This is a genomic window from Flavobacterium sp. OHVDL-2026-0007 (assembly GCF_059882335.1).
Genome location: NZ_CM187612.1, coordinates 3,324,363 through 3,349,849, shown reverse-complemented (window position 1 = coordinate 3,349,849; position 25,487 = coordinate 3,324,363). Strand labels below are relative to the sequence as shown.

Genomic DNA, 25,487 nt, shown 5'->3' with positions numbered 1-25,487 from the left:
AAACTTACCCCTCCTACATTAAAACCGGTAGCTAAACATCACAAAGAATTTCGCATAATTAAAGCTGATTTATTTTCAATTTGATCTTTACTACCTTTAAGGACCATCTCTGCCAAAATTTTTCCCATCATTTCAAAATGCGTAGAAATGGTGGTAATTCCATTACCTACCACTTTTTTTAAGGGTGTTTCATTATAGGAAATGATTCCATAATCAACCCCTAATCGAAATTTTTGATTTCTTGCATTTTCGATTACTCGTACCAAATCTCTATCATTTGGGATAACATACAAATCACCAGTGGTAATTTCTCTGTCAGTAAATTCGGTGATGATTTCGTAGGCAAAACCATAATCCATACAGAATGCCTCAAAGCCAATTTTCATACCTAATGGCTCTCTAAATCCAGGAAAAATTAAAATCAACTTTTCATATTTACCTAATCTTGATTTTCCCTGATACAAACCTTCAAAAATATCTTTTTTGTGATTTTGATAGATGGCTGGATAAGATTTTAACTCTGGATTGGTTTGATCTAATATAATGACCTCGTTTACTGGTAGGGTTTTTACGGTATCGGCTATACCCACCAAATTTGTTGGCATAATAATATACTTGGTATAATTTCCATTACTGTCATCTATTAATTTTTGAAAAACTTGCACATTAAAATGATGAAAGAAAATATCGACTTGCACGTTTTTTCCAATATTCTTTAAAAACGAATTATAAATGTCTTCTTTAAAAATATTGAGCTCGTCAAACAACAAGAATATCTTCTGTTCAATAGTAACTGCAATACTTTTAACATAATACCCTTTACCTGGGATCGCATAAATAATTCCTCTTTTTTTGAGTTCATCATAACCTTGCAAAACGGTATCACGAGATAACGAAAAAGCCAAGCAAACTTTATTAACAGATGGAAGTTTATCCCCTTTCCCTAATTTACCTTCTTCTATGGCTTTCTCAATGGAAAGGACGATCTGCTTGTATTTAGGCAAACCAAGATTATTTTGGATAGAGATTATATTCATAAACTTCAATTTTTTTCGCAATATACAAAAAACTGGTAGGTACTGGTATGTCTAATCCATTTATATTAATATTTTTGACTTCTACTTTTTAATAAAACCTTATGAAACCAACCTCGTCTACAAATTCTCCTACTGAAAACACCTTACAATTGGCAGGGACTCTTGCTGATAACAAAGCGGTGTACTCTCATATTTTAAAAAATAAAAATGGTATGCAAGTGGAAGTGCTTTCATACGGAGCCACCATCAAAAGTATTAAGGTACCAATAGCAGACGGCCAAATCGTCGATGTAGTCTTGGGGTTCGATGACCTAGAATCTTATCTAAAATCATACAACTTGCCTAGTGCACCTTATTTTGGTACCACAGTTGGCCGCTATGCCGGAAGAATAAAGGGAGGTCTTTTTTATTTAAATGATCAAAAATTTGAATTAAATAAAAACAACAATGACAACACCTTACATGGTGGAAATAAAGGCTTTGGAGAAAAAGCTTGGGAAGTGACCAAAGTAACCACCGCGGATAATCCCTCCATAACGCTGAGTCTCACAAGCGATCATTTAGAAGAAAATTTTCCTGGAGAATTAAAAGTATATTTAACCTATACCTTAACAGAAAAAAATGAACTTAGCTTAGAATACAAAGCTACTTCTACCGAAGACACTGTAATAAATCTAACGCATCACAGCTATTTCAACCTTAACGGTCACGACTCAACTGTTTTAGATCAAGACCTATTGATTCACTCTGATCGTATATTAGAAACTACCGCTGAAGGCATTCCAACAGGGAATTTCATAAATCTCGCCGATCATCCTTTTGATTTTAGAACAATAAAAAAATGTCCTTCATCCATTGATAACTCTTTTGTGATCAAACCTACAACCGAAGTTGTGGCTACATTATATAGTGCACAAAACAAGCTGCAAATGAGTGTCTATACAGATCAACCGAGTGTTCATATTTATGTGGGCGGAAATTGTTTTAACCAGTTAATGGGTAAAGAAAACACCAACTATCATCCAACAAGCGGAATTTGTTTTGAAACGCAAAATTTCCCAGATGCACCTAACCAGAAAGATTTTCCAAATGCAATACTGAAAAAAGATGATGTATATCGTCAAAAAACCCTTTATAAATTTCAGTCTATACCCTCTTAACTAAAAACAACAGTGCTCTTTATATTGCTTTGTCACCCTTACTAGCAATAACCAAAACAAAAAAAATGAAAGTAATCTTTAAATCCATATTGTTCTTGTTTCTGTTGACTTTTCCCTTTGGAAAAAGTCAGGCTCAGTCACGTACAAAAATCAATTTTGGCGCAGACTGGGAATTTAAAAGAGACGAAACTGGATTTAAAAATTGGCAGAAGGTTACAATTCCTCACAGTAATAAAATTGAAAACTTAGTCGTTATCAAACAGTTTCAAGGAACCTCCTGGTATCAAAAAAAATTTAAAATTGATCATTCTAAAGACCAAAAAATATTTTTATATTTTGAAGGTGTGATGCAAGAGGCTGATATCTGGATCAACGATCAAAAAGTAACCAATCACAAGGGCGGTTATTTGCCTTTTACAGTTGATCTAACACCTTATTTAAATTCAAAGAAAGAGAATACTATTAAGGTAAAGGTAAACAACGAAGACAATTCAGATTTTTTACCAGGCAAACCTTTAAAAGATTTAGACTTTAATTATTACAGTGGCATTTATAGAAATGTCTACCTAGTTACAACTTCTAAATTACACATAACAGATGCCGTAAATGCAAACAAAGTAGCCAGTGGAGGCATCTATGTCAACTTTGAAAACATTAGCAAGTCCAATGCCTCAGGAATGGTGCAAGTATATTTAAAAAATGAACTCTCCACTAACAAAAATATTGCTGCAAAATTTATTTTAACCAATAATAAAGGGGAAAAACTAGAATTCAAATCGGAGAAATTTACCGTGAAATCAAACTCAGATTTTACTTTGACGCAAAAAATTTCGGTTGTAAACCCAAAGCTGTGGTCCATCCATACTCCAAATTTATATCAATTAGAAGTTCAAATCATTTCGGATAAAAAAATCATCGATTCTTATTCTGAAAAGATTGGAATCCGAAAATCCGAATTAAAAGCAGATGGATATTATTTAAATGACGATAAATTATTCATCACCGGAACAAACGAACATCAGGAATATCCTTATTTAGGGTATGCAATTTCTGACGAAGCACAGTATCGTGATGCAGTTAAAATTAAAAATGCAGGTTTTGATTTTGTTCGATTGTCACATTATCCGCATGCCGAAGCCTTTTTGAATGCTTGCGACGAATTAGGGATTTTGGTCATGAATAGTTTAACCGGTTGGCAATTTTTTGGTAACGAAACTTTTCAGAAAAATGCCTATCAAGACATTCGCGATATGGCAAGAAGAGATCGTAATCACCCTAGCATCATTTTTTGGGAAGCTTCATTAAATGAAACAAACATGAGCGAAGCATTTATGAAAGAAGCAGCTAAAACACTAAAAGAAGAATTGCCCTTCAATCATAATTATAGCGCAAGCTGGATTGATAATGAGAATTACGATTTATTCATTCCTGCGCGTCAACACGCAAAAGCACCAGATTACTGGACAAAATACAATAAAGACAATCGCAAAATCTTCATTGCCGAATATGGCGATTGGGAATATTATGCACAAAATGCAGGTTTCAATCAAAGCGAATTTTCAAATTTAAAAGAAGAAGAAAGAACCTCACGTCAATTAAGAGCTGCTGGTGAAAAACGATTATTACAACAAGCTTATAATTTTCAAGAAGCCTCCAACTCAAACCGAAAAGGAGAACATACCATTGGTGAAGCAAATTGGTTGATGTTTGATTATAATCGTGGTTATAGCCCCGATTTAGAAAGTTCAGGAATCAGTGATATTTTCAGAATTCCAAAATTTGCCTATTACTTTTATCAAAGTCAACGCAATGCAAATGTCGTTTTAAATCAAAACTTAATCTCAGGCCCCATGGTCTATATTGCCAATTTCTGGACAACTGAATCCCCTTTGGATATTACGGTTTATAGTAATTGCGACCAAGTCTACTTGTACTTAAACGATGTTTTAGTGGGCAAAGAAAAACCACTAGTAAACAGCAATAATGATAAGTTAGAACACGCGCCATTTACTTTTAAAATGAATGAATTCAAAGCTGGAATATTACGTGCCGAAGGATTTATTAACGGACAAAAAGTGGCGACAAATAGTGTACAAACACCACTAATTGCGACAAAAATTGAGTTAAGTTATGACACCTCTTCTAAAGAAATAAATCCTAATTTTCCTGATATGGTTTTTGTTTATGCCAAAATTATTGATCATAATGGTACTGTCGTTCCAACTGCAACGAACGAAGTCACTTTCACATTAAACCAAAGTAATGCTGAACTTGTTGGCCAGAATCCAATAAAAGCTGAGGCTGGTATTGCAACGATTATTCTTAAAACAAAAAATCTAAAAAAGAAAATAACTATAAACGCAACTTCTGAAAAACTACAGGACAATACAATTTTAATTACAAAATAATGAATGACATTTTAATACAAAACACAACAGCATTTTTTGAGAAGTCTTTTGGATCGACTCCACAAAAAATTGTACTCTCTCCAGGTAGAATTAATATTATTGGGGAACATATTGACTACAATGACGGATATGTATTACCAGCAGCTATCGACAAAATAATTTGTTTTGCTTTTGAGAAAAACAATACTACTAAATCTAAAGTAATTGCTATCGATTTAGATGAGGAGTTTGAGATCGATTTAACTCAGGAAATTCAATTAAGCGACATTGTCTGGACCAATTATGTTCGAGGCGTGATCAAACAATTGCAAGATAACGGATTTTCGTTTGAAGGTTTCAATTGTGTTTTTAGCAGTAACATTCCTGTTGGTTCTGGCTTGTCTTCTTCGGCTGCATTAGAATGCGGAATGCTTTTTGGCATCAAGGAACTTTTTAACTTAACAATAGAAAAAGTCGATATCGCGCTATTGGGACAAAAAGCAGAACATTGGGTAGGTATCAATTGCGGTATTATGGACCAGTTTTCAAGTGTTCACGGTCTGGAAAATAAAGTTATAAAATTAGACTGTAATACTTTGGAATTTGAATATCACGATGCCAATTTCAAGGACTATTCTTTAATCTTATTTGATAGCAATGTAAAACATTCACTTTTCACCTCCGAATACAATAACAGAAGACTGGAATGTGAAGAAGGTTTATCGATTATTAAAAATCATTTTCCAGAAATAAAAAGCTTTAGAGATTGTACTGCTGAACAACTCTTGAGTATTCAAGATAAAATGAATGAGACGGTTTTCAAAAGAGTGCATTACGTTGTTAAAGAAATTAAGCGCGTAATTCAAGCCTGTATCGCTTTGGACAACGGAAACATCGAACTTTTAGGACAACTTCTTTTCGAAACTCATGATGGCCTATCCCAAGAATATGCGGTTAGTTGTGCTGAGTTAGACATGCTTGTCGATACAGCAAAAAAAGACGATGCTATAATTGGATCTCGCCTTATGGGCGGTGGTTTTGGTGGATGTACCATCAATTTAATTAAAAAAGGATACGAAAATGAGGTTAAGAGTAAGTTTTCAAAACTCTATTTAGATACATTTGGGATTGAATTAAAATTCTATGACGTAAAAATCTCAAACGGAACCACATTACTTTAATACCATAAAAACTATAATGAAAAATTTTGACATTAACGAAGACCCGCACAGACGTTTTAATCCATTATTAAATGAATGGGTTTTAGTATCACCTCATCGTGCAAAACGTCCATGGCAAGGACAAAATGAAACCATATCAACTGAAGCTTTACCAAAATACGACGAAACTTGTTATTTATGCCCTGGTAATGTTCGTGCTAATGGCATGACCAATCCTGATTACAAAAATAGCTTTGTTTTTGAAAACGATTTTGCGGCAATGAAGCAAGATGAAATTATTTTCGAAGAAGACATCAAACATACTTTTTTTAAGGCCAAACCAGAACAAGGCATTTCAAGAGTAGTTTGTTTTTCACCAAGACATGATCTTACATTGCCAGAAATGGACATCGCTGGTATCGAAAATATCATTAAAACTTGGCAGAAAGAATACACGGATTTAGGAAATATTAAATTTATCAATCACGTTCAAATATTTGAAAATAAAGGAAGCGTAATGGGTTGTAGCAATCCGCATCCACATGGACAAATTTGGGCGCAATCCTCTTTACCTACTCAAGTTGAAAAAACTCAAGCTAGTTTAAAAGCCTATTTTGATAAAAACAATAGAACACTACTGGAAGATTATCTGCAGGCAGAATTAAAGTCGGGAGAGCGTATTGTCATTGAGAACAATGACTTTGTCGCCTTGGTTCCATTTTGGGCAATTTGGCCTTTCGAAACCATGATTCTTAGTAAAAGACCTTTTGGCAAAATCACGGATTTAACCACAGAGGAAACCAAATCCTACGCCACAATCTTAAAGGAATTAACCATAAAATACGATAACTTATTTAATACTTCTTTTCCCTATTCCTCTGGAATTCATCAGGCTCCAACGGATGGTCTTGAGCATCCAGAATGGCATTTCCACATGCATTTTTATCCCCCTTTATTGCGCTCAGCTACGGTTAAAAAATTCATGGTAGGTTATGAAATGTTAGGGGAATCGCAAAGAGATATTACACCTGAAAAAAGTGCCGAAACTTTAAGACAACAATCGGGCGTACATTATAAGAACAAAAGCTAAATCAACTAGTAAAACTGAGTTAAACTTAACTTTTTAAAATTTAACATAATAATCTATTTATAAATGTAAAAAACACATTTATAAATAGTGTAAATATCGAATTTTATTCTACTTTTGACTTCCTTTCTTATTTTGATAAAAAAATAACAAAAATAAAACACATATCACACTTTAAACAACATTAAACAAACAATAACCCATACTAATTTTTAAAAGACTATTAACAATGAACCAGAACCTCGCTTTCGCAGATTATGCGGTTTTTATTATCTATTTCATCGTCGTATCCACCTACGGATATACCATCTACCGCAAACGTAAAAAAGACGAACATGATGCTAAAGCTTACTTTTTAGCTGAAGGAAATTTAACGTGGTGGGCCATTGGAGCATCCTTGATTGCATCCAATATCTCAGCTGAACAATTCATTGGAATGAGTGGTGAAGGCTTCTTTTTAGGAATTGCGGTTGCTGCTTACGAATGGCTAGCTGCTATTGCCTTGATTATAGTAGCGGTTTGGTTTATTCCTGTATATCTTAAAAATAAGATCTACACTATGCCTCAGTTCTTAAAAACACGTTATAACGAATCTACGGCATTAATCATGGCTGTTTTCTGGCTGTTTTTATATGTGTTCGTAAATTTAACATCTATCCTTTATCTCGGAGCAGTTGCCATTAATGGTTTAGCTGGTGGGGAATACCTACATGTGATCATGGTTGGATTGGCTTTATTCGCCTTATTGATTTCTCTTGGAGGAATGAAAGTAGTGGCTTATACTGATGTTATTCAGGTAGCTGTTTTGATCATCGGAGGTTTGGTAACCTCTTATATCGCCCTTACAACAGTGGGACACTATTTCGGTGTAGGCGAAAATGCTATTGCAGGTTTTAAAGTCTTAATGAGAGAAGCGCCAGAACATTTCAAAATGATTATCCCTAAACCAACGGCTACTTCATCTCAACTTGAAATTGATAAATACTTAACTTTCCCAGGTTTGATGTCTTACCTTGCTGGTATCTGGATCATCAACTTGAACTACTGGGGTTGTAACCAATACATCACACAAAGAGCATTAGGTGCAGATTTGCAAACAGCTCGTACCGGTATTTTATTTGCAGGTATGTTAAAATTATTAATGCCATTAATCGTAATGTTACCTGGTATTGCTGCTTACGTTTTATATGAAAACGGACATTTACCACAACTAGTTGGAGGAAAAGACGGTGCTTATTCTGCAGTATTGACCTTCTTGCCAACTGGATTAAAAGGATTATCTGTAGCTGCATTGACAGCTGCGATTGTAGCTTCATTGGCTGGAAAAGTAAACAGTATCTCTACTATTTATACTTTAGACATTCATAAAAAATACATTCAAAAAGACGCTGGTGAAAGACAACAAGTAAACATCGGTAGAATTGCCGTTTTTGCTGCTATGCTTTTAGCTGTCTTATTTACATGGAATGATATTCTAGGAATTGGTGGTGTTGGAGGATTTACTTATATCCAAAAATACACTGGTTTTATTAGTCCTGGAGTTTTTGCTATGTTCTTCCTTGGGATGTTCTGGAAAAGAACTACTGGAACTGCAGCTATAGTAGGTGTAATTTTAGGATTTGTATTGTCTGTATTATTCAACGAATACGCTCCAATGTTATTCGGACACGATACTTTGCTATATACGGCTTATCCAAACGGAAAAGGAGCTTATGAAATTCCATTCCATATTTGTATGGGACTATCTTTCTTCTTTACGATGTTAGCTATGATTGTAATCAGTTTTGCAGGACCAAAAGTAAATCCTAAAGCGTTCGAAATAGACTCTGAGATGTTTAAAGTAAAACCACAAACTACTGTTTTAATCGTTATTACATTACTAGTTATTGTAGCACTATATGTTAAATTCTGGTAGTAACCCTTTTTACTATATTATTTTTTTGAAGAAAAAGAGGATGCAATGCATCCTCTTTTTTATTTTAGTTACATTTGATTTCCAATAATTTAACTAAATCAACCAAAAATGAAAAAACTATTATTTGTATTATTTCTTATTTCTGGAGCGGCGTTTTCTCAGGACATGAATATCGTTCAGGGAAATTTCGACTTCTTAAAAGATCAACCCGAAATTAATATCGAATTTGATTATAGTAGTTTTACTATGATGAAAGAAAAAAAACCTGAATCTCAATATGTAGAAGAACACAGAGCCGATTTAGATAAGAAGGCAAAAGGAAACGGAAACATTTGGCAAAAAAGATGGATCGCGGCCAAAGAACAAATATGGACACCCAAATTTCTGGAGATAGGAAATATTGTTTTATCAAAAGGAGGCCAAAATGTAAGTTTTCAAGAAGGAGCTACAACTCCTTATACGTTAATTGTACAAACCATTTGGATTTATCCAGGTTGGGATGCCGGCATCATGAAACAACCAGCAAAAGTTTCAACTAATTTAAAATTTGTCGAAACAGCGGACAAATCAAAAGTATTGTTAGAAATCACCAGCGAAGATGCACCTGGCGATCAATGGGGCAACAACTACAATAACGAATCCAGAATTGGAGAAGGATATGCCAAAACGGCAAAATCACTTTCGAAAATGATGCTAAAAAAAGCTTATAAATAAACCCATAAAAATGCCCCCAAATTGTGTCTAACATTTTGGGGGCACTTTATTACTTAGGGCTTTTCTGTTTTGTATTATTTTGTATTATTCAAAACATGCGCCATATTTCGAATCACATTGTCATGTTTCTTCACAAAAGGATTTTCTTCATTCCAGACATAACCTGCTAGAACCGCACATATCTTCTCTTTTACATCAGGATTCTCTGGCTGGTAAAAAAACAAAGTCTGCAAGTTTCCGGTGTACCATTCTTTCACGTAAGTAGTAAAGACCGCAATACCTCTTTTCATGTATTGTGCAAATTCTACTTCCCAATCTACAGCCAAGCCTTGTGATTCCTTAAGATACAACTTGGCAGCCAACATTCCCGATTCTGTGGCAAAAGCTACTCCTGAAGAAAAAACAGGATCCAAGAACTCTGAGCTATTTCCAGTTAGTGCAAAACCATCTCCATACATACTTTTTACAGCTCTCGAATAGTTTTCCAATTTTACGGGTTCAAATAAAAATTCAGCTCCCTGAAATCTTTTGATATAATAATCTGAAAGCTGAATGGCATTTTTCAAAGCCTCAGCATTGTCTTTATTTTCAGAAAGCGAATTGATGAAATTCGTAGGACCAACAACTCCTAAACTTGTATTTCCATTAGAAAACGGGATCACCCATAACCAAACTTCTGTTTCTAAGATATCAAATGAAATTAGCGTTCCCTCTTCACCTTCTGGCCTATTAATATCTTTTACATGTGTGAATATAGAAGAATGTGGATCCAACTTTGATGGTGTATCCAGATCTAAAAGTCTTGGTAAAACCCTACCATATCCACTAGAATCGATGATAAATTTAGCATGAATCTCTTTTAAATTCCCATCCTTATCTTTTACAATAGTTTTAGAATTTTTCCCTTCAAAGGACACTGCTACCACTTCTGATTCAAATTCTAAATCAATCCCTTTTCTAATGACTTCCTGTGCCATCGTATGGTCAAAATCTGCTCTTGGCACTTGCCAAGTCCAATCCCAACCTTCTCCAAATTTTTTACTAAAATCAAAAACGCAAATTTCTTCTCCTCGAATAAAACGCGCTCCTAATTTTTTTTCAAAATTCATTGCCTCGAGACACTCTAAAAGTTCTGCCTCAGCAAAATGATCCATCACCCTTGGAATAAGACTTTCGCCCACTACAAGTCGCGGAAATATCGTTTTTTCAACGACTTTTATCTTCACCTCATTTTTATGCAGATACGATGCTGAAACGCATCCTGAAGGTCCTGCGCCTATGATCAAAACATCTACAAACTCCTTTATCATAATCGTAATGTTATTATTTATTAACCTACATTTGCCACATCAAAATAACTACATTTATTTTGATAAATAAAATTAAATTAGCACAATCAAAACCAGTTTAATGAACACAATTAATGAATATTTAAGTCTAGCTGAATTCGAATCCATCATTTTTGGAAATAATAAGGTTGCGATCAGTGATCTAGTTTTAAACCGAGTAAACGAAAGCTTTAATTTTTTAAAAGATTTTTCTAAAAACAAAATAATATATGGTGTAAACACCGGTTTTGGGCCAATGGCGCAATATAAAATCAAAGAGTCTGATCAAATTCAGTTGCAGTACAATTTAATCAGAAGTCACTCTTCAGGAACCGGAAAACCGTTAAGTCCTCTTTGTGCAAAAGCGGCTATTTTAGCTCGATTAAATACGCTCTCCTTAGGGAATTCAGGAGTTCATTCCTCTGTAATTCACCTAATGACCGCTCTTATAAATAAAGATATTACCCCTTTAATTTTTGAACACGGTGGCGTTGGTGCTAGTGGAGATTTAGTACAATTATCACACTTGGCTTTAGTTTTAATCGGTGAAGGTGAAGTTTTTTACAAAGGAGACAGAAGACCAACTCAGGAAGTTTTTGAAATAGAAGGGTTACAACCTATTCAAGTCGAAATCAGAGAAGGTTTGGCTTTAATCAATGGTACTTCGGTCATGACCGGAATTGGCGTTGTCAATGTACACCATGCCAATACCTTACTAGATTGGTCCCTAAAATGTTCTTGTGCCATCAACGAACTAGTTCAAGCTTATGACGATCATTTCTCAGCAGAATTGAACCAAACAAAACGCCATAAAGGACAACAAGAAGTGGCTCAAAGAATGAGAGCTAATCTTGCTGACAGCAGTTTGATTCGCAAAAGAGAAGATCATTTGTACACAGGTGAAAATAACGAAGACATCTTTAAAGAAAAAGTGCAGGAATATTATTCATTGCGTTGTGTCCCTCAAATTTTAGGTCCAATTTTAGAAACCATAAACAATGTTGCTTCTATTTTAGAAGATGAGTTTAACTCAGCAAACGACAATCCCATTATAGATGTAAAGAACCAACATGTTTACCATGGTGGCAATTTTCATGGCGACTATATTTCGCTTGAAATGGACAAGTTAAAAATTGTGATTACCAAATTAACGATGTTGGCAGAACGACAGTTGAATTATTTATTGAATTCAAAAATTAACGAAATTCTTCCTCCATTTGTCAATTTAGGAACATTAGGATTTAATTTTGGAATGCAGGGCGTTCAGTTTACAGCGACCTCAACCACTGCCGAAAGCCAAATGTTATCCAACCCGATGTATGTTCATAGTATTCCGAACAACAATGACAATCAGGATATCGTAAGCATGGGAACAAATGCAGCGGTGATTACCTCAAAAGTAATCGAGAATGCTTTTGAAGTATTGGCCATTGAAATGATTACTATTGTCCAAGCCATTGATTATTTAGATCAGAAAGATCAAATTTCATCGGTAACCAAACAATGGTATGATGATATTCGCGCTATAATTCCTGTATTTAAAGAAGATCAAGTGATGTATCCGTTTGTTCAAAAAGTAAAAGATTATTTGATAAACAGCTAAAATATGAAATGTGTATTAGTAACAGGCGGTTCAAGAGGAATTGGAAGTGCTATTTGTAAAAAATTAGCCGTTGAAGCGAATTATCATATTCTGATTAACTACCATTCCAATAAAACAGCTGCTGAAGCAACGCTTAACGAAATTATAAAACTAGGTGCAACTGGAGAAATTCTAGGTTTTGATGTCGCCAACTTTGAAGAAGTGCAACAGACTTTAACAAAATGGCAAGAAGCCAATCCGGAAGCTATAGTTGAAGCTATTGTCAACAATGCCGGAATTACAAAAGATGGTCTTTTCATGTGGATGACTCCCCAAGACTGGAACGGTGTTGTCAATACTAGTTTGAATGGTTTCTTTAATGTAACACAATTTTTCATTCAGAAAATGCTTCGCAACAAATATGGCCGAATCGTTAATATGGTCTCGGTTTCAGGAGTAAAAGGAACGGCAGGTCAAACCAATTATTCTGCAGCAAAAGGTGCTGTAGTTGCCGCAACAAAAGCCTTGGCGCAAGAAGTTGCTAAACGTAATATTACTGTAAATGCAGTAGCACCAGGTTTTATCAAAACCGACATGACCAGTGAGTTAGACGAAAAAGAATTACTGAAATTAATTCCAGTAAATCGTTTTGGTGAAGCTGAAGAAGTAGCGGATTTAGTGAGCTTTTTGATCTCAAAAAAAGCGAGTTATATTACCGGTGAGATTATCAATATAAACGGAGGAATATATTCTTAAAAATTACTAAAAATAGACCATGAATAGGAGAGTTGTAATTACTGGAATGGGAATTTATTCTTGTATAGGAACTTCTTTAGATGAAGTAAAGGAATCTTTATACAACGGAAAATCAGGAATTCAGTTTGATACTGAAAGAAAAGAATTTGGTTTCCAATCAGCCTTAACGGGCGTGGTTCCGAAACCGGATTTAAAAAACTTACTGACCCGACGACAACGTATGAGCATTGGTGAAGAAACCGAATATGCTTATATGGCTACAATTGAAGCCTTAAAAAATGCCAGTATCGACGATGCTTTCTTCGATCAACGCGAAGTAGGCATCATGTACGGAAATGACAGCGTATCAAAGGCTGTTATCGACGCTACCGATATTGTTCGTGAAAAAAAAGACACAGCCCTTATTGGCTCTGGAGCGATTTTTAAATCGATGAACTCTACCGTGACGATGAACCTCTCTACTATTTTTAAACTACGAGGAATCAATCTGACCATAAGTGCTGCTTGTGCAAGCGGTTCACATTCGATTGGTTTAGCCTATTTTTTAATCAAGAGTGGCTTTCAAGACATCATCATCTGTGGTGGTGCGCAAGAAATCAATAAATACGCCATGAGCAGTTTTGACGGTTTAGGTGTTTTTTCTTCTAGAGAGCAAGAGCCTCAAAAAGCGTCTCGCCCTTTTGACAAAGATCGTGACGGATTAATTCCCAGCGGAGGTGGAGCAACACTCATATTAGAAAGCTACGAATCCGCAATAGCGCGTGGTGCCACTATCATTGCTGAAGTTGCTGGTTATGGATTCTCATCAAATGGCGGTCATATCTCCACTCCTAATGTCGAAGGACCTTCAATTGCCATGCAAAGAGCTCTTGACGATGCCCAATTACAAGCATCAGCAATTGAGTATATCAATGCGCACGCAACTTCAACTCCTGTTGGTGACGAAAATGAAGCCAAAGCTATTTTTGAAGTTTTTGGAGAAAAAAACCCTTATGTGAGTTCTACAAAATCAATGACAGGTCATGAATGTTGGATGGCTGGCGCTAGTGAAGTCATCTATTCTATACTCATGATGCAAAATAATTTCATCGCTCCGAATATCAATTTAGAAAATCCGGATCAAGATGCTTCTAAATTAAATTTGGTCAAAACTACTTTAAACAAAAAATTTGACATATTTTTGTCCAATTCCTTCGGATTCGGAGGAACCAACTCTGCGTTGGTGGTTAAAAAGTTTAAATTGAACAATGAATAAAGAAGAGATTATAGCAAGGATTAATGGTTTTTTGGTGGAAGAATTTGAAGTAGACAATGATGACATTGAACCAAATGCTAATTTAAAAGATACACTCGGGTTAGATAGTTTAGATTATGTTGACTTAGTAGTCTCAATCGAAGCTAACTTTGGAGTAAAACTAGTAGAGGCAGATTTTGTTGGAATTGCTGATTTTCAAAGTTTCTATGACCTTATTGAAACCAAACTAAAAGCTAAAACTGCTTAATGAGTCAATGGGATGGCAAATCAAAAGGTACTGTTTTAGGCTATAAAATATTCGTTTTTTTAATAAGAAAAGCGGGTGTCAAATCTGCTTATGCCTTACTTTACTTTGTTGCCACTTACTATTTTCTGTTTTTAAGAAAAAGTAATCAGGCCATTTTCTATTATTTTAAAGAAAGGCAGCACTATTCCTATTTCAAATCCAAACAAATGGTCTTCAAAAGTTACTATACTTTTGGACAAACCATCATTGACAAAATTTCCATTTCAGCGGGAATGCGCAATAAGTTTACTTATGAATTTGATGGAATAGATATCTTAAAGAAACTGCTAGCTGAAAAAAAAGGGGGCATATTAATTAGCGCTCATGTTGGGAATTTTGAAATCGCAGAACACTTTTTTGGAGAAATCGACCTTGATTTTCAGATCCACTTAGTTACCACTGATTTAGAACATTCTAACATCAAAAAATATCTTGAATCCGTTACCCAAAAACCTACCGTAAAATTCATTGTTATCAAAGATGATTTGTCTCATATTTTTGAGATCAATGCCGCTTTAACCAATAACGAATTGGTTTGTTTCACTGGTGATCGCTACTTTGAAGGAACCAAATCGCTTTCAGAAAAAATATTAGGTCAAGAAGCCCACTTTCCTGCCGGCCCATTTTTAATTGCTTCTCGATTAAAAGTACCAGTGGTTTTTGTTTATGTTATGAAAGAGCCTCACTTGCATTATCATTTGTACGCTAGAGAAGCCACCGTAAAACATAGAGATGAAAAAGCCTTACTGAGCGAATACATCAAAAGTGTTGAAACCATTTTGCAAAAATATCCTCTGCAATGGTTTAATTATTTCGATTTTTGGAATCACTTTAAAGCATAATATTTCTTATTATTATAAGCGTGTAAGTGAGATCTTTCCTTAAACACTCTTTAGCATTCTTTTTCTCTTTACAACTTCATACTTTTACATACCCAGTATCTAACACCACATTCTTTCTAAGAAGTGCCGAAAGTATTAGGACTAAAAATAGATTCCCTTGTGAATTTGTTGGAACTGCAATTGGACCGGAAACTCCAAATGAATAAAAGCAAACCAGACAATCATATAGCCAAAACATTACATAATATGAAAAAAAAATTATACCTATTATTATTCATTCCTTTTTTCATTAGTCATTTATCATATGCCCAAGATAAAAAGCAAGCCCTAAATGATTTTTTACAATTGATTATTCCCGATTATAATCAAAACATTTTTATTATAAAAGAGAAAACAAGCACGAATCATGTAATTGATATTTTTAAAGGTAAAACTTACAAAGATTCTGTAACTACTGCATATAAAAGGGACGAAAGAGAAGAAATCAGACCACCTCTCTATAATGAACAGGACTGGGCAAAAATGAAAAAAAAATATTATCATAAATCTGAAAAGGTAAACACGAGAACAAATAATCTATGGGTTTCTAGTGATTTTAATTATAGACATATTGCTTTCTTCTCAACTCATTTATTTGTAGAATCCATAGTCAGCCATTCAGAACAACAACTTCCAATCACAAGTGTTTTTTCTTTTTCAGACCCAATATACTATAGTGGTAAAAAGTATTTGGTTTTTAAAGTTGCTCAAGGTAACACTGAATCAATTAATGGGCTAACAGACAATTATCTCATAATCATGAAAAAAGAAAACCAAAAATGGGTAGTGGTTAATAAATCCTATCAACTTGATCTGTTTTATTAATACGATGAAGACAAGCATGAATTTATTCGCTAAGTTGCTGCGTAAAAAATGAAACCTCAAAATAAGAATATTCCCAGCAAAAAAATACTTATTTTTGTTTACTATCTAAGCCAAAAAACCTAAAATGAAAAATGTTCTTGTTATTTATTATTCTCAATCGGGACAGCTAGCCTCTATTGCACAAAATATTGCAAAGCCTTTTTTAAACGCGCCAGAGATACAGTTAACTTTTCATGAAATACAACTGGAGAAAGCTTTTCCATTTCCTTGGAATAAAGCTACTTTTTTTGACGCTTTTCCTGAATCTTTTCTGCAAATTCCAACGGATTTAAAACCACTTCCGAATGAAATTTTAAATACAAAATTTGACTTAGTCTTGTTGCATTATCAGGTGTGGTACTTATCACCCTCTATTCCTATAAACTCTTTTTTAAAGAGTGCCCAAGCTAAACAAATACTGCATAATACTCCGGTAATTACCATCAGTGGTTCTCGAAATATGTGGATCATGGCCCAAGAAAAAATCAAGGTTCTACTAAAAGACGCTAATGCACAATTGGTCGGGAACATCGCCTTAGTTGATCGTGTTGGCAACCTAATTAGTGTGATCACTATTGTCAAATGGATGTTCTCGGGCGTAAAGAAAAAATACCTAGGCATTTTTCCCTTACCTGGAGTTTCCGACAAAGACATTCAAGAATCGAAGAAATTTGGAGAAGCCATACTCTTAGCCCTCAATCAAAACAAGCTGCAGCAATTGCAACCGAAGTTGGTAGCTATTGATGGTGTACGCATTAGTTCCTACTTGGTTACCGTAGACAAAACGGCGAACAAAATTTTTAATAAATGGTCCAAATTCATTTATAAAAACCAAAAAAACAGAAAACAACTGCTTAAAATATTTTATATTTATTTATTCCTCGCTATATGGTTAATCTCACCAATAGTCTATATATTGCATCTTATTACCTATCCATTTAAGTTAAAAACCATAAAAAAAGAAACTCAATATTTTCAAGGAGTTTAGAAGACTAAAGTAAATTATGTTTGAAGTATATATTACCAAAGCGGCAAAATATTTGCCAAATGAAGCTGTTTCAAATGATGAAATGGAAAATTATTTGGGTCTTATAAATGACACTGCTTCAAAAGCAAGACGTATTATTTTACGCAATAATAAAATTACAAGTCGCTATTACGCTGTGGACAAAACAGGCAAAAGCACGCACACTAATGCCGAATTAACACATCAGGCTATTGCACAATTGTTTGATGAAAAATTCACAGCTCAGCATTTAGAAGTACTCTCCTGCGGAACCTCATCACCTGATGTGTTTGCACCTTCTCATGCCGCTATGGTTCATGGTTTATTAAAAAACAAATCGCTTGAGTTGAATTCGTCTACGGGTATTTGTTGCTCGGGGATGAATGCCCTCAAATATGGTTTTCTTTCGATAAGATCTGGAAATTCAACTAATGCCATCTGTACAGGATCTGAAAAAGTTTCGACCTGGCTTTCGGCTCAAAAATACGATCACGAGATCATTAATTTAAAAAACCTTGAAGCGCAACCTATCATTGCTTTCAAAAAAGATTTTTTACGTTGGATGTTGTCGGATGGTGCTGGTGCCTTTTTATTAGAAAACAAACCTACTGGTCCTGTTTCCTTAAAAATTGAATGGATGGAAGCATTCTCCTACGCCTATGAATTAGAAACGTGTATGTATGCCGGAGGTGATAAATTAGAAAACGGTGAAATCAAATCGTGGAGCGATTATAAACCTGAACAATGGCTCAACCAATCCGTTTTTGCTGTCAAACAAGACGTAAAATTACTAGACGAATTTATTTTGCCTAAAGGGGTTCAGAGCATGAGTGAAGCGATGGCCAAACACAATGTTACAGCGGAACAGGTTGATTATTTTTTACCTCACGTTTCTTCTAACTTTTTTGTGGAAGGCTTAAAAAATGGCTTAAAGGAAAAAGGCATTGTAATCGCTGACGAAAAATGGTTCATGAACCTTTTAAAAGTGGGTAATGTAGGTTCTGCCTCTATTTATATAGCACTTGAAGAATTGATGAACTCTGATCAATTAAAAAAAGGAGATCGCATTTTATTATCTGTTCCGGAAAGCGGAAGGTTTTCATTTGCCTATGCCTATTTAACAGTTTGCTAATGGGAACCACTTTACTTTTAGGAAAAGAAGCTGTCGAAGATTTATTACCACAAAAGTCACCTTTTGTAATGGTAGACAAAATGTATGCTTATTCTGAAACCTCACTCGTTTCTGGTTTAGAAATTAAGGACACCAATCTATTTTTTGATCATGCTTCATTTTTAGAAGCGGGTTTAATTGAACATATGGCTCAATCTGTAGCCTTACATACAGGATATCATTTTTTTTTAAAAAACGAAAAAGCCCCAACAGGTTATATTGGATCAATCAAAGAAATTGTAATTAAAAAATTACCGAAGCTCAACGATACAATTCAATCAACAGTAACCATCTTACAAGAATTTGCTGGAATTACTCTGGTTCATATTGTCACTACTTTGAATGATGAAGAAATTGCCAGCGGACAAATGAAAACCGTTTTAGCCCAATAAAGCCGAGCGTGAAAAGCGGAGTAGACATACAAAATTATTTACCACACCGAGCGCCAATGCTTATGGTGGATTTAATCTTGGATATAAATTCTAACTTTGTAGAAACGGTTTTCCTAATTAAAGAAGACAATATTTTTATAGATAAAGGTAGGCTTATAGAAGCTGGTTTAATAGAAAACACCGCTCAAACCTGCTCATCCATTGTCGGCAAAAAGTATTTTTTCGATGAAGACGGAACAGAAAATGAAAACGTAAATGTAATTGGTTTTATCAGCGCTATTAAAAACCTAAAAATATACGATCTCCCTAAAGTAGGTCATTCCATTACCACAAAAGCCAATTTGGTTTCAAAATTTGTAGGCGAGGATTATACTTTATGCACGATGAGCTGCGAGAGCTTAGTCGAAGACAAAATACTTCTAGAATGCGAAATAAATTTGTTCATTCAAAAGACCATTTCGACAGTACTATAGATTCTAATTGAAAATAAAACCATCATGGAAAAAGAAAATGTACCACAGCACGATGGAAATTTAAGTAAAAAAAACTTAAAGGAGCTGGTTTATGCCACAGATGAAAATGGCAATTATACCACCGCTCTTAGTACAGGTTGGGAACCAAAAGCCATTGCACTTTCCAATGCTATTGACGATATAAGAGAACGCGCTGAACAGGCAAAACTAAAAGTTCAGATTGGCGAACTAAGTCCTATTTGTTATTATATGGAGCTCAATAAAATGGATCTTAGCATTCTTGCCGGTTACGTCGGAATGTGGAAATGGCGCGTAAAAAGGCATTTTAACCCCTGCATTTTTGCAAAATTGAGTGATAAAACGCTTCAAAAATACGCTGACGTTTTTGCCATATCAATAGCCAAATTAAAAAACAGTATACAAGATTAATGCAAACAAATTTTACACACCATCAATCTGCTCATTGTGAAAATGGAGTAGCTTCAAATTTGCTAAAAAACGGCGGACTCAACATCAGCGAACCTATGGTTTTTGGTATTGGCTCTGGACTTTTTTTCGTGTACTTGCCTTTTATAAAAGTCAATCATGCACCAGCAATAAGCTATAGAACTTTACCTGGGTCTATTTTTAACAAGCTGGCAAGTCGTTTGAATCTAAAAATAAAAAGACAAAAATTTTCCTCCATCGCTAATGCCACTCAGGCTTTGGATGCGAATTTAAAAAACAATATTCCCACGGGATTACAAGTTGGCGTGTATCACCTGAGTTATTTCCCAGATGAATACCGTTTTCATTTCAACGCACATAATTTAGTTGTCTATGGAAAAACCGAAACCGATTATTTGATCAGTGACCCAGTAATGGAAACTGTGACCACCTTAACACACGACGAATTAGACAAGGTTCGTTTTGCCAAAGGCGCTTTTGCTCCAAGAGGACAAATGTACTATCCAATTCAAACGCCAACTAATGTCGATTTGAAAAGTGCCATTATCAAAGGAATCAAAAATACCTGTCGCGATATGTTAGCTCCTATGCCTATAGTGGGTGTACGCGGAATTAAATTAGTATCGAGAAGAATCCGAAAATGGCCAGTGAAACACGGCGTTAGAAAAGCCAATCACTACCTGGCTCAAATGGTTCGAATGCAAGAAGAGATCGGTACTGGAGGTGGAGGTTTCCGTTTTATCTATGCGGCTTTCTTACAAGAAGCTTCGGTCATTCTCAACAATGAAGAATTAAAAATTCTTTCGAAAGAAATGACACAAATTGGAGATTCTTGGAGAGATTTTGCCGTTGAAGCTTCGCGAATTTATAAAAACAGAAGCGCCAAAGAAGACGCTTACAATGCCATTGCCGATGCGCTTTTAAGCATTGCCAATCAAGAAGAACTCTTTTTCAAAAAACTAAAAAAAGCCATTAGCTAAACTATTTTGCAACCCATTATAAAAATAGAAACCCTCTCGAAAAAGTACAAAAATGCAGAAATGTATTCTTTGAACAATGTTTCGTTGGACATAAACGAAGGACATATTTTTGGTTTATTAGGTCCAAATGGTGCCGGAAAAACCACTTTAATCTCCATGCTTTGTGGATTAATAAAGCCGACTTCAGGACAGTTCACTATAAATGGGCTGAATTACACCCAGCATGCCTCAACTATTAAAAAAATTATTGGAGTAGTTCCCCAAGAATATGCGCTCTACCCTACCTTAACGGCTAGAGAAAACTTGCACTACTTTGGGAGCATGTATGGTCTTAAAGGTGCGGATCTAAAAGATAAAGTAATTGAAACTTTAGACCTTTTGGGCTTATTGCGTTTTGCAGACAAACGCATTGAAACCTTTTCAGGTGGTATGAAACGAAGAGTGAATCTTATTGCTGGAATTCTGCACCATCCAAAAGTTTTATTTTTAGACGAACCAACCGTTGGTGTTGACGTCCATTCTAAAAATGCTATTTTAGATTATTTAAAACTGCTCAATCAAAACGGCACCACCATTATTTATACCTCGCATCATTTGGCCGAAGCGGAACATTTTTGCACCAATATTGCCATTTTAGATCGAGGCAAAATTTATGCGCAAGACACACCATCGAATCTAATTGCTTCCACTGATCAAGCCAGAAATCTTGAAGATGTTTTTATTTCATTAACCGGTAAAGACTTCAGAGATGATATATAAAATTTGGATGTCGATTCTTAAAGAATTTCTCCTGCTTAGACGAGATTTAGGTGGTCTGATCATTTTATTTATCATGCCCTTGGTTCTTGTAATCACGGTTACCTTAATACAAGACAGTACTTTTAAAACAGTAAGCGAAAATAAAATTCAACTCTTGTTAGTCGATCTTGACAAGGGTGCCGTTTCTAAAACTGTTTTAGAGAATTTAGAAAAAAGCAACTTGTTTAGTGTTGTTACTGAAATTAACCACCAGCCCATTACTGAAAAAACTGCCCAAGAAGCCGTTAATAGAGGAACGTTTCAATTGGCGATTGTAATTCCCGAAAATCTAAGTATTGATCTACAAACTAAAATCGATCAGAATGTTCAGCATATTGTGAGCAAAATGGGCTTAAGTGATAGTATTGCAGCAACAGAAAAAACAAAAGCAATCAAGCAAAAAGAGGTAAAACTGTATTTCGATCCCGCGGTACAAATGAGTTTTAAAAATGCTGTCATGAATGCTGTTGACAAAATGATTTCTCAAATTGAAACGAAATCCATTTACACCACTTTTCAAAATCAATTAGGAGATGGTGATCTTACATTCGAACAAAAGAGCTTTATCACTTTCAAGGAAATAATCCCTAAAATCAACAACAAAGAAATTCTTCCTAACTCAGTACAGCATAACGTTCCTGCTTGGACTCTTTTTGCCATATTTTTCATTGTTATTCCGTTATCTATCAATATGGTCAAAGAAAAATCGCAAGGCACCTTCGTGCGATTACTAACCAACCCTGTTTCCAATCTCATCGTCATCATTGGTAAAACCATTACCTATTTAATCATTTGTATGATTCAATTTTATATGATGGTTGCTGTAGCCATTTTTCTATTTCCACATATTGGTTTACCTCCGCTAAATATTGAAGGCCATTTGTTTCTAATGAGTATCGTAGCCTTATTTTCGGGTTTTGCTGCCGTTGGATTCGGAATTTTATTAGGAACTATTGCCAGTACTCAAGAACAATCAGCTCCCTTTGGCGCGACTAGCGTACTGATACTAGCGGCAATTGGTGGTATTTGGGTTCCTGTTTTTGCGATGCCTAAAATCATGCAATTCATTGCCAAATCATCCCCTATGAATTGGGGTATAGAAGCCTTTTACGATGTATTATTGCGCAACGTTTCTTTTCTTGATATCCTCCCAAAAATAAGTTTGCTATTTTTGTTCTTTATTATCACCACATCCATCGCATTATTTTATGACAAAAAGAAAAGAACAGTATGACGAGGCTACTGCACTAACGGTTTCACATGAAATTAGAATTCGATTTAACGAAACGGACCCATTAGGCATTGTTTGGCACGGTAACTACATTACCTATTTTGAAGATGGTCGCGAAGCCTTTGGCCGCGAGCACGGACTCACCTATTTAGACATTGCCAAAACGGGGTACACAACACCAATAGTAAAATCCAAATGTGAACACAAATTATCCCTGCGTTATGGTGATGTGGTCACCATAGAAACAACAGTGGTCGATACGCCAGCTGCTAAAATAATTTATCGCTTTCGAATTATGGATGCGACAGGTGAAGTTGCCTGTACAGGTGAAACTGTTCAGGTATTTTTAGATCAAGAAGGAAACCTAATGCTCACCAATCCTCCCTTTTATGAACAATGGAAACAAAAAGTGGGGCTTTTAAAATAAATTCAACGTTTGCCTACAAGCTTTTCCAAAGCTTGTAGCAATAAAAAAGATAAAATGCTAAAAGAAGTATACATCACCCAAACCAATTGCATCACCCCTTTAGGATTTGATACTGAAACGAACATCGAAGCGATTGTCCGTGGTACTTCTGGTATTGAGTTGCATGACAATACTTCCTTGATGCCAATGCCGTTTTATGCTTCCCTAATTCCTACTGAAAAGATCAACAGCGCTTTTGAAAAAATCAGCACTGCACTTCACTATACTCGTCTAGAGAAATTGATGATTTTGGCCTTAGAGCCAATGATCAAAAAATCAGGAATTGAGTTAAATTCAAAAACTGCTTTTATACTCTCGACCACAAAAGGGAATGTTACCGCTTTAAAAAACAATTCGGAAGAAAGTTTTCAGCAAGCACATTTAGCTGTTCTAGCGCAAAACGTAGCGGACTTTTTTGGATTCAGCACACCACCGATCGTAGTTTCGAATGCTTGTGTCTCCGGAATTTTGGCCGTTTCCGTTGCAAAAAGAATGATTCAATCAGAGTTATACGACCATATATTCGTCGTGGCCGGCGATGAAGTATCAGAATTTGTTTTGTCTGGCTTTAATGCTTTTCAAGCCATGAGCGATTCCCCTTGTCAACCCTATTCTAAAAACAGAACTGGTGTTAGTTTAGGTGAAGCAACAGCCGCAGTATTAATTTCGGCCGAAGCCAAAAACGCTAAAATAAAAGTGATAGGGGACAGCTCAATAAATGATGCCAATCATATTTCGGGACCTTCAAGAACCGGAGAAGGCTTGTTTAGGAGTATTCAGAATGCCTTAAAAGAAGCTCAAATCAATTTCGATCAAATCGATTATATTTCAGCCCATGGAACAGCCACTCCATTCAATGACGAAATGGAAGCCATTGCGCTAAATCGTTTGGATTTACAAACGGTTCCCGTCAATAGTCTAAAAGGATTTTACGGTCATACCCTGGGCGCTTCGGGATTGTTGGAAACGGTAATTGCCATTGAATCTGCCAATCAAAATATGCTCTTTGAATCGAAAGGTTTTGATCAAATCGGCGTGAGTGAACCCATCAATATCATCGAGAAAAATCAAGAAAAAAGCATCAATTTCTTCCTTAAAACAGCTTCTGGATTTGGAGGTTGCAATACGGCAGTGATTTTTGAGAAAGTCAAATAAAATGTAAATACAATGATTAATCTTCAATCATGTCCATTAAATAAATGATTCCAAAGAAAACCTACATACAATCCTATTGCGCCATTGAAAACAACGAAATTGTTTTGAACGGAACTACTGTATTCAAAATTGAACCCACTTCTTTTGGAGACTTCTCCAAACAAGCCTATCGCAGTTTTGATATTCAATATCCGAAGTTTTTCAAAATGGATGCTTTGAGCAAACTGGCTTTTTTAGGAGCTGAATTACTCTTGAGTCCGATCACTTCAGTGGACAAAGAAAACAATATTGCTTTGGTTTTAGCCAATAAATCTTCTAGTTTGGATACCGATGTAAAGTATCAGGAATCAATTTCAGATAAAGAAAACTATTATCCAAGTCCTGCTGTTTTTGTTTATACCTTACCTAATATTTGTTTGGGAGAAATAAGTATTCGTCATCAGCTCAAAAGTGAAAATTCTTTCTTTATATTTGATGCATTCAACACTGAATTTATGCAGAATTATTCAACTATTCTACTGAATTCAAATAAAGCAGAGACCGTTCTCTGCGGTTGGGTGGAGTTTTTTAATGACAATTATAAAGCGTTTCTTTGTATCATTAGCAAAGAAGAAAGCGAAAAACATACAAACGAAAATATCAATACATTATACAATAGATCATCATGGAAGCATTAAAACAAGAACTAAAAGATAAAATCATTACCACTTTAAACCTAGAAGATATCGCAATTGAAGATATCGGTGATACTGATCCCTTATTTGGAGATGGTATGGGTTTAGACTCCATTGATGCTCTTGAATTAATCGTGATTTTAGATAAAGATTACGGAATTAAATTAGTAGATCCGAAAGAAGGAAAATCAATTTTCCAATCCATCGAATCGATGGCTACTTATATACAGGCGAACAGAACAAAATAAGAATTCTCAAAAGCTTTGTTTAAGTTCTACACTT

26 protein-coding genes are annotated in these 25,487 nt (G+C 35.2%); 24 read left to right on the top strand and 2 right to left on the bottom strand.

Annotated elements, in window-relative coordinates; genetic code table 11:
* Positions 1-38 precede the first annotated feature (38 nt).
* Positions 39-1,037: a GntR family transcriptional regulator gene (locus AC51AA_RS13675; protein ID WP_500702791.1), complete on the bottom strand. Its 999-nt coding sequence runs from the start codon at positions 1,035-1,037 to the stop codon at positions 39-41.
* A 101-nt stretch (positions 1,038-1,138) separates the two neighbouring features.
* On the opposite strand from AC51AA_RS13675, the gene AC51AA_RS13670 reads away from it, so the two are divergent.
* The 6 genes from AC51AA_RS13670 to AC51AA_RS13645 all read left to right on the top strand — a co-directional run bounded on the left by AC51AA_RS13670 (position 1,139) and on the right by AC51AA_RS13645 (position 9,460).
* On the top strand, positions 1,139-2,197 hold the full coding sequence (locus tag AC51AA_RS13670) for an aldose epimerase family protein (RefSeq protein WP_500702790.1): 1,059 nt from the start codon (positions 1,139-1,141) through the stop codon (positions 2,195-2,197).
* Between the two features lie 65 nt (positions 2,198-2,262).
* Entirely contained in the window at positions 2,263-4,605 is a 2,343-nt protein-coding gene (locus AC51AA_RS13665; RefSeq protein ID WP_500702789.1) for a glycoside hydrolase family 2 protein, read from the top strand.
* A complete protein-coding gene (gene galK / locus AC51AA_RS13660; protein WP_500702788.1) occupies positions 4,605-5,765 on the top strand; it encodes a galactokinase in 1,161 nt (386 codons plus the stop codon). The genes AC51AA_RS13665 and galK overlap by 1 nt, the downstream gene beginning before the upstream one ends.
* Positions 5,766-5,781: 16 nt before the next feature.
* Positions 5,782-6,834 (top strand): UDP-glucose--hexose-1-phosphate uridylyltransferase, encoded by a 1,053-nt coding sequence (locus AC51AA_RS13655; protein WP_500702787.1) that lies wholly within the window; start codon positions 5,782-5,784, stop codon positions 6,832-6,834.
* A gap of 226 nt (positions 6,835-7,060) precedes the next feature.
* Positions 7,061-8,746, top strand: coding sequence for a sodium/sugar symporter (locus AC51AA_RS13650; protein WP_500702786.1), 1,686 nt, complete (start codon positions 7,061-7,063; stop codon positions 8,744-8,746).
* Between the two features lie 108 nt (positions 8,747-8,854).
* Entirely contained in the window at positions 8,855-9,460 is a 606-nt protein-coding gene (locus AC51AA_RS13645; protein WP_500702785.1) for a hypothetical protein, read from the top strand.
* A gap of 74 nt (positions 9,461-9,534) precedes the next feature.
* Here the strand turns inward: AC51AA_RS13645 and AC51AA_RS13640 are convergent, their stop codons facing one another.
* Positions 9,535-10,770, bottom strand: coding sequence for an NAD(P)/FAD-dependent oxidoreductase (locus tag AC51AA_RS13640; protein WP_500702784.1), 1,236 nt, complete (start codon positions 10,768-10,770; stop codon positions 9,535-9,537).
* A gap of 100 nt (positions 10,771-10,870) precedes the next feature.
* On the opposite strand from AC51AA_RS13640, the gene flxA reads away from it, so the two are divergent.
* The 18 genes from flxA to AC51AA_RS13550 all read left to right on the top strand — a co-directional run bounded on the left by flxA (position 10,871) and on the right by AC51AA_RS13550 (position 25,453).
* Positions 10,871-12,391, top strand: a complete 1,521-nt coding sequence (gene flxA / locus AC51AA_RS13635) for a flexirubin biosynthesis tyrosine ammonia-lyase FlxA (protein WP_500702783.1) — start codon at positions 10,871-10,873, stop codon at positions 12,389-12,391.
* Between the two features lie 3 nt (positions 12,392-12,394).
* The gene (gene flxB / locus AC51AA_RS13630) at positions 12,395-13,126 is read left to right on the top strand and encodes a flexirubin biosynthesis SDR family reductase FlxB (RefSeq protein WP_500702782.1); all 732 of its coding nucleotides are present in this window, start codon (positions 12,395-12,397) and stop codon (positions 13,124-13,126) included.
* A 19-nt stretch (positions 13,127-13,145) separates the two neighbouring features.
* Positions 13,146-14,381, top strand: a complete 1,236-nt coding sequence (locus AC51AA_RS13625; protein ID WP_500702781.1) for a beta-ketoacyl-[acyl-carrier-protein] synthase family protein — start codon at positions 13,146-13,148, stop codon at positions 14,379-14,381.
* On the top strand, positions 14,374-14,628 hold the full coding sequence (locus AC51AA_RS13620; RefSeq protein WP_500702780.1) for an acyl carrier protein: 255 nt from the start codon (positions 14,374-14,376) through the stop codon (positions 14,626-14,628). The genes AC51AA_RS13625 and AC51AA_RS13620 overlap by 8 nt, the downstream gene beginning before the upstream one ends.
* Positions 14,628-15,509 (top strand): lysophospholipid acyltransferase family protein, encoded by an 882-nt coding sequence (locus AC51AA_RS13615; RefSeq protein WP_500702779.1) that lies wholly within the window; start codon positions 14,628-14,630, stop codon positions 15,507-15,509. The genes AC51AA_RS13620 and AC51AA_RS13615 overlap by 1 nt, the downstream gene beginning before the upstream one ends.
* Before the next feature lie 246 nt (positions 15,510-15,755).
* Positions 15,756-16,373 carry a hypothetical protein gene (locus AC51AA_RS13610; protein WP_500702778.1) on the top strand — a complete coding sequence of 206 codons (618 nt, stop codon included), beginning with the start codon at positions 15,756-15,758 and terminating at the stop codon, positions 16,371-16,373.
* A gap of 124 nt (positions 16,374-16,497) precedes the next feature.
* A complete protein-coding gene (locus tag AC51AA_RS13605) occupies positions 16,498-17,400 on the top strand; it encodes a dialkylresorcinol condensing enzyme DarA (RefSeq protein ID WP_500702777.1) in 903 nt (300 codons plus the stop codon).
* 16 nt (positions 17,401-17,416) lie between these two features.
* On the top strand, positions 17,417-18,550 hold the full coding sequence (darB, locus tag AC51AA_RS13600; protein WP_500702776.1) for a dialkylresorcinol biosynthesis protein DarB: 1,134 nt from the start codon (positions 17,417-17,419) through the stop codon (positions 18,548-18,550).
* Positions 18,550-18,981: a hotdog family protein gene (locus AC51AA_RS13595; RefSeq protein WP_500702775.1), complete on the top strand. Its 432-nt coding sequence runs from the start codon at positions 18,550-18,552 to the stop codon at positions 18,979-18,981. Before darB ends, AC51AA_RS13595 begins: the two co-directional genes overlap by 1 nt.
* A gap of 56 nt (positions 18,982-19,037) precedes the next feature.
* Positions 19,038-19,454, top strand: coding sequence for an ABC transporter permease (locus tag AC51AA_RS13590; RefSeq protein WP_500705641.1), 417 nt, complete (start codon positions 19,038-19,040; stop codon positions 19,452-19,454).
* Positions 19,455-19,478: 24 nt separating this feature from the next.
* Positions 19,479-19,883: a flexirubin biosynthesis protein DarG gene (gene DarG, locus AC51AA_RS13585; protein WP_500702774.1), complete on the top strand. Its 405-nt coding sequence runs from the start codon at positions 19,479-19,481 to the stop codon at positions 19,881-19,883.
* Positions 19,883-20,881 carry a BtrH-related acyltransferase DarH gene (gene darH, locus AC51AA_RS13580; RefSeq protein ID WP_500702773.1) on the top strand — a complete coding sequence of 333 codons (999 nt, stop codon included), beginning with the start codon at positions 19,883-19,885 and terminating at the stop codon, positions 20,879-20,881. The genes DarG and darH overlap by 1 nt, the downstream gene beginning before the upstream one ends.
* A 60-nt stretch (positions 20,882-20,941) precedes the next feature.
* Positions 20,942-21,640, top strand: coding sequence for an ABC transporter ATP-binding protein (locus AC51AA_RS13575; RefSeq protein ID WP_500702772.1), 699 nt, complete (start codon positions 20,942-20,944; stop codon positions 21,638-21,640).
* On the top strand, positions 21,630-22,913 hold the full coding sequence (locus AC51AA_RS13570) for an ABC transporter permease (protein WP_500702771.1): 1,284 nt from the start codon (positions 21,630-21,632) through the stop codon (positions 22,911-22,913). Before AC51AA_RS13575 ends, AC51AA_RS13570 begins: the two co-directional genes overlap by 11 nt.
* The gene (locus AC51AA_RS13565; RefSeq protein WP_500702770.1) at positions 22,888-23,337 is read left to right on the top strand and encodes an acyl-CoA thioesterase; all 450 of its coding nucleotides are present in this window, start codon (positions 22,888-22,890) and stop codon (positions 23,335-23,337) included. The genes AC51AA_RS13570 and AC51AA_RS13565 overlap by 26 nt, the downstream gene beginning before the upstream one ends.
* A gap of 54 nt (positions 23,338-23,391) precedes the next feature.
* Entirely contained in the window at positions 23,392-24,531 is a 1,140-nt protein-coding gene (locus AC51AA_RS13560) for a beta-ketoacyl-[acyl-carrier-protein] synthase family protein (protein WP_500702769.1), read from the top strand.
* A 44-nt stretch (positions 24,532-24,575) separates the two neighbouring features.
* Positions 24,576-25,208 carry a 3-oxoacyl-ACP synthase gene (locus AC51AA_RS13555; RefSeq protein WP_500702768.1) on the top strand — a complete coding sequence of 211 codons (633 nt, stop codon included), beginning with the start codon at positions 24,576-24,578 and terminating at the stop codon, positions 25,206-25,208.
* Entirely contained in the window at positions 25,196-25,453 is a 258-nt protein-coding gene (locus tag AC51AA_RS13550) for a phosphopantetheine-binding protein (protein WP_500702767.1), read from the top strand. The genes AC51AA_RS13555 and AC51AA_RS13550 overlap by 13 nt, the downstream gene beginning before the upstream one ends.
* Positions 25,454-25,487 lie beyond the last annotated feature (34 nt).

What these genes read in the sequence shown, in the direction of transcription:
- darH (WP_500702773.1), top strand. Translation starts at nt 19,883, where the DNA reads ATGCAAACAAATTTTACACACCATCAATCTGCTCATTGTGAAAATGGA.
- AC51AA_RS13665 (WP_500702789.1), top strand. Translation starts at nt 2,263, where the DNA reads ATGAAAGTAATCTTTAAATCCATATTGTTCTTGTTTCTGTTGACTTTT.
- AC51AA_RS13620 (WP_500702780.1), top strand. Translation starts at nt 14,374, where the DNA reads ATGAATAAAGAAGAGATTATAGCAAGGATTAATGGTTTTTTGGTGGAA.
- AC51AA_RS13575 (WP_500702772.1), top strand. Translation starts at nt 20,942, where the DNA reads ATGTATTCTTTGAACAATGTTTCGTTGGACATAAACGAAGGACATATT.
- flxB (WP_500702782.1), top strand. Translation starts at nt 12,395, where the DNA reads ATGAAATGTGTATTAGTAACAGGCGGTTCAAGAGGAATTGGAAGTGCT.
- AC51AA_RS13655 (WP_500702787.1), top strand. Translation starts at nt 5,782, where the DNA reads ATGAAAAATTTTGACATTAACGAAGACCCGCACAGACGTTTTAATCCA.
- AC51AA_RS13650 (WP_500702786.1), top strand. Translation starts at nt 7,061, where the DNA reads ATGAACCAGAACCTCGCTTTCGCAGATTATGCGGTTTTTATTATCTAT.
- AC51AA_RS13640 (WP_500702784.1), bottom strand. Translation starts at nt 10,770, where the DNA reads ATGATAAAGGAGTTTGTAGATGTTTTGATCATAGGCGCAGGACCTTCA.
- AC51AA_RS13595 (WP_500702775.1), top strand. Translation starts at nt 18,550, where the DNA reads ATGGGAACCACTTTACTTTTAGGAAAAGAAGCTGTCGAAGATTTATTA.
- AC51AA_RS13610 (WP_500702778.1), top strand. Translation starts at nt 15,756, where the DNA reads ATGAAAAAAAAATTATACCTATTATTATTCATTCCTTTTTTCATTAGT.
- AC51AA_RS13570 (WP_500702771.1), top strand. Translation starts at nt 21,630, where the DNA reads ATGATATATAAAATTTGGATGTCGATTCTTAAAGAATTTCTCCTGCTT.
- galK (WP_500702788.1), top strand. Translation starts at nt 4,605, where the DNA reads ATGAATGACATTTTAATACAAAACACAACAGCATTTTTTGAGAAGTCT.
- AC51AA_RS13565 (WP_500702770.1), top strand. Translation starts at nt 22,888, where the DNA reads ATGACAAAAAGAAAAGAACAGTATGACGAGGCTACTGCACTAACGGTT.
- AC51AA_RS13605 (WP_500702777.1), top strand. Translation starts at nt 16,498, where the DNA reads ATGAAAAATGTTCTTGTTATTTATTATTCTCAATCGGGACAGCTAGCC.
- AC51AA_RS13675 (WP_500702791.1), bottom strand. Translation starts at nt 1,037, where the DNA reads ATGAATATAATCTCTATCCAAAATAATCTTGGTTTGCCTAAATACAAG.
- AC51AA_RS13550 (WP_500702767.1), top strand. Translation starts at nt 25,196, where the DNA reads ATGGAAGCATTAAAACAAGAACTAAAAGATAAAATCATTACCACTTTA.
- AC51AA_RS13625 (WP_500702781.1), top strand. Translation starts at nt 13,146, where the DNA reads ATGAATAGGAGAGTTGTAATTACTGGAATGGGAATTTATTCTTGTATA.
- AC51AA_RS13645 (WP_500702785.1), top strand. Translation starts at nt 8,855, where the DNA reads ATGAAAAAACTATTATTTGTATTATTTCTTATTTCTGGAGCGGCGTTT.
- AC51AA_RS13670 (WP_500702790.1), top strand. Translation starts at nt 1,139, where the DNA reads ATGAAACCAACCTCGTCTACAAATTCTCCTACTGAAAACACCTTACAA.
- AC51AA_RS13615 (WP_500702779.1), top strand. Translation starts at nt 14,628, where the DNA reads ATGAGTCAATGGGATGGCAAATCAAAAGGTACTGTTTTAGGCTATAAA.
- flxA (WP_500702783.1), top strand. Translation starts at nt 10,871, where the DNA reads ATGAACACAATTAATGAATATTTAAGTCTAGCTGAATTCGAATCCATC.
- AC51AA_RS13560 (WP_500702769.1), top strand. Translation starts at nt 23,392, where the DNA reads ATGCTAAAAGAAGTATACATCACCCAAACCAATTGCATCACCCCTTTA.
- AC51AA_RS13590 (WP_500705641.1), top strand. Translation starts at nt 19,038, where the DNA reads ATGCTTATGGTGGATTTAATCTTGGATATAAATTCTAACTTTGTAGAA.
- DarG (WP_500702774.1), top strand. Translation starts at nt 19,479, where the DNA reads ATGGAAAAAGAAAATGTACCACAGCACGATGGAAATTTAAGTAAAAAA.
- AC51AA_RS13555 (WP_500702768.1), top strand. Translation starts at nt 24,576, where the DNA reads ATGATTCCAAAGAAAACCTACATACAATCCTATTGCGCCATTGAAAAC.
- darB (WP_500702776.1), top strand. Translation starts at nt 17,417, where the DNA reads ATGTTTGAAGTATATATTACCAAAGCGGCAAAATATTTGCCAAATGAA.